The 3,100-nt window shown below is 69.4% G+C and carries 4 protein-coding genes and 1 pseudogene; 2 read left to right on the forward strand and 3 right to left on the reverse strand.

Annotation, left to right across the window (positions count from 1 at the left end; genetic code table 11):
* Both ACM2XV_RS13620 and ACM2XV_RS13625 read left to right on the forward strand, forming a co-directional pair.
* Window positions 1–712 (forward strand): annotated as a pseudogene (locus ACM2XV_RS13620) (hypothetical protein); the annotation flags it as partial.
* A 23-nt stretch (window positions 713–735) separates the two neighbouring features.
* Window positions 736–1,776, forward strand: coding sequence for an AI-2E family transporter (locus ACM2XV_RS13625; RefSeq protein ID WP_344778735.1), 1,041 nt, complete (start codon window positions 736–738; stop codon window positions 1,774–1,776).
* A 7-nt stretch (window positions 1,777–1,783) separates the two neighbouring features.
* On the opposite strand, the gene ACM2XV_RS13630 is transcribed toward ACM2XV_RS13625, so the two are convergent.
* The 3 genes from ACM2XV_RS13630 to ACM2XV_RS13640 all read right to left on the reverse strand — a co-directional run.
* A complete protein-coding gene (locus ACM2XV_RS13630) occupies window positions 1,784–2,509 on the reverse strand; it encodes an alpha/beta hydrolase (RefSeq protein WP_487027315.1) in 726 nt (241 codons plus the stop codon).
* On the reverse strand, window positions 2,506–2,805 hold the full coding sequence (locus ACM2XV_RS13635) for a hypothetical protein (protein WP_487027316.1): 300 nt from the start codon (window positions 2,803–2,805) through the stop codon (window positions 2,506–2,508). Before ACM2XV_RS13635 ends, ACM2XV_RS13630 begins: the two co-directional genes overlap by 4 nt.
* A gap of 21 nt (window positions 2,806–2,826) precedes the next feature.
* Window positions 2,827–3,100 (reverse strand): aggregation-promoting factor C-terminal-like domain-containing protein (locus ACM2XV_RS13640; RefSeq protein ID WP_487027317.1); only part of this gene is annotated, 274 nt, incomplete at its 5' end.

The raw sequence follows: 3,100 nt of genomic DNA on the forward strand, positions 1-3,100 counted from the left end.
AGGCCTCGACGCCGAGGTCAGCGAGCGCCGCGCCGAGCTCGAGCGCGAGCTCGCCGACAGCCGCAACCAGCACGAGGCGCAGCTCGAGGCCGAGCGCATCGCGCACCGCCAGGAGCTGGCCCAGGCCGCGTCCGCGCAGGCGGCCCAGCTCGAGTCCGAGCTCGCCGAGCACCGCACGAAGCTCGAGCAGAGCCGCATCGACCACGAGAACGAGCTCGCCGCCCTGCGTCAGCAGGCGCAGGCCGAGGTCGACCAGCAGCGCCACGAGGCCGAGCAGGCCCGCATCGACCTCGAGGTCGAGCTCAAGGCCCGCCGCGACGAGGCCGAGAAGGAGCACCTGGCTCGCCACCAGGAGGCCGTCGCCCAGACCCAGCGGTTCCTCGACGACGCGAACGTGCAGCTCGCCGACGCCCTCAAGCGGGCGAGCGAGGCGCGTGAGGAGGCGAAGGCGATCGAGACGGATGTCCGTGCAGAGGTCCACACGAAGCGGAAGGACGCCGAGGCCGAGGCCGCGAAGATCATCCGCGACGCCGAGGAGCGCGCGAAGGCCGCCATCGAGGACGCGGAGAACCGTACCCGAAAGCTCGTCGACGACGCCGAGGACCGTCTCTCGCAGATCCGCATCGAGCGCGAATCGGTCGCCGGCTACTTCGAGAGCCTGCGCGGCGCGCTCGCACAAGCGGAAGGCGTCACGTCCTCCCACAGCGAGTGAGAGCCTCCCGGTAGCCTGAGCGCGTGAGGATCAAGAACGCGTTCACGCTCGGTCTCGTCGGAACGCTCGGCGTCGGGCTCGGCATCCTGATCCTCGCCTCGATCGTCAACCTCTCGACGGTCATCACCTACATCGGCGCCGCGCTGTTCCTCGCGCTCGGCCTTGAGCCCCTGATCGAGTTCCTGGCCAAGCGAGGGGTGCCCAGGTGGGCATCCATCGTCATCGTCTTCGTCGTCATCCTCGGTGTGGCCGCCGGCGTGATCTGGGCGATCGTGCCGGTCATCGTCGAGCAGAGCGCGCAGCTCGTGCAGTCGGTCACCGACTTCGTCGACCAGGGCACCTATCAGCAGTGGTATCAGTGGCTGCAGGGCCAGTTCCAGCCGGGGGTCGTCGACAACGCGATCTCACAGGTGTGGTCGGAGCTGCAGAAGAACCTCGGCACGATCACGGGCGGCGTGCTGCAGGCGGGCCTCGGCCTGATCACGGGGGCGTTCGGCGTGCTGATCGTGATCATCCTGACGATCTACTTCGCCGCGAGCCTCAAGAACATCAAGCGCGGCGCCTATGCCCTCGTGCCCGCCAGCCGACGCCGCAGGTTCATCGACATCGCCGAGCAGGTCACCGACTCGGTCGGGAAGTACGTCATCGGCCAGGTGTCGCTGGCGCTCGTCAACGGCATCCTCTCGTCGATCTTCCTCAGCATCATCCGCGCGCCGTACCCGATGCTGCTCGCCGTCATCGCCTTCCTGTTCTCGCTCGTGCCGCTCGTCGGCACGCTGACGGGTTCCGCGCTGATCTGCCTGCTCTGCCTGCTGCTCGGCTCGCCGCTGACCGCCCTGGTCGCCGCCATCTACTACCTCATCTACATGCAGGTCGAGGCGTATGTGCTGAGCCCGCGCATCATGAACCGCGCCGTCGCGGTTCCGGGCGCCCTCGTCGTCGTGGCCGCTCTGGCGGGTGGCACGCTGCTCGGCGTGCTCGGGGCGCTCATCGCGATTCCGTTCGCGGCCTCAGTGCTGCTCATCGTGCGCCAGGTCGTGATTCCGCGGCAGAACGAGCTCTAGGAGCGGCTCACAACTCGTAGGTCTCGGGGAGCGGCAGCGCGGCCGGATTCACCGCGCGCACGATCTCGGTGAGCACCGTCCGGGTCTGGCTCTCCCCCACCCACAGGTGCTTGCCGCCCGGCACCGCGATGAACTCGGCTTCGGGAACGGCTGCGCGGAAGATCGGCTCGGCCTCTGCGGGGCGCAGGAAGTCGTCGAGCTCGGGCACGAGCACCACCATGCGCTTGCCCGAGCCGTGCCAGGCCGCGAGCTCATCGCGCGTCGCACGGTGCAACGGTGGCGAGAGCAGAATGACGCCCTCGACGTCGTCGTGGGCGAGACCGTACTTGATGGCCACCTCGGTGCCGAACGACCAGCCGACCAGCCAGGGGCGGGGCAGCTCCCGGTCGCGGGCGAACCGCACGGCCGCCTCGAGGTCGAAGCGCTCTGTCACGCCGTCGCCGAAGGCGCCCTCGCTCGTGCCTCGCGGCGACGAGGTCCCACGCGTGTTGAACCGCAGCACCGCGAGATCGGCGAGCGCCGGCAGCCGGGCGGCCGCCTTGCGCAGGATGTGCGAGTCCATGAACCCCCCGTGCGTGGGCAGCGGATGCAGGGTGATGAGCGTGGCGACCGGGGGCCGGTCGACGGGCGTCGCGACTTCGCCGACCAGGCGCAGACGGTCGAGCGTGGTGAACTCGATCTCTTCGCGCACCGCGGGTAGCTCGACGGCTGCGCGAATCTCGACCTCGGTCATGCAATCCTCCAGCAATGGGTGTGCCAATGCCGCCGGCCCGACAGATCGGCCTCGTCGCCCAGCACGCCGTCGGCGCGCCACACCGCCACGTGCTCGACCCCGGGTGCGATCTCACGGCCGCAGCCCGGGCACACATAGCTCTTGCGGGCGTTCGCCGCCGAGATCGGCTGCACCGTGTAGCTCAGCCCGCGTCGTGTCTCGGTGCGGCGCCAGCCCAGCGTCAGCCGCTCGATGTCGAGCGCAGACGAATCGTCCCCGGTGGTCTTGCGACCCCGGGGACGATTGCTGCGCGGCATGGCTTCCAGCCTAGGCGACGGTCAGTACCACCCCGTCGACTGCGAGTGCGCCCATGCGCCGCAGGGGTTCGTGTAGCGGCCGGTGATGTAGCCCATGCCCCACTTGATCTGCGTCTCGTAGCTGTTCTGCCAGTCGGGGCCGGCAGACGACATCTTGCTGCCGGGCAGAGCCTGCGGAATGCCGTAGGCGCCGCTCGGGTTCGAGGCGTGCGTGTTCCAGCCGGACTCGCGGTTCCACAGCGAGACGAGGCAGCTGAACTGGTCGTCGCCCATGCCCATCGAGGCGAGGTACTGC

The sequence above is a fragment of the Gryllotalpicola sp. CP2-P1 genome (assembly GCF_057512245.1).

Bases quoted from the DNA above. Each gene is read 5' to 3' on its own strand.
- ACM2XV_RS13630 (WP_487027315.1), bottom strand. From the start codon at position 2,509: ATGACCGAGGTCGAGATTCGCGCAGCCGTCGAGCTACCCGCGGTGCGC.
- ACM2XV_RS13635 (WP_487027316.1), bottom strand. From the start codon at position 2,805: ATGCCGCGCAGCAATCGTCCCCGGGGTCGCAAGACCACCGGGGACGAT.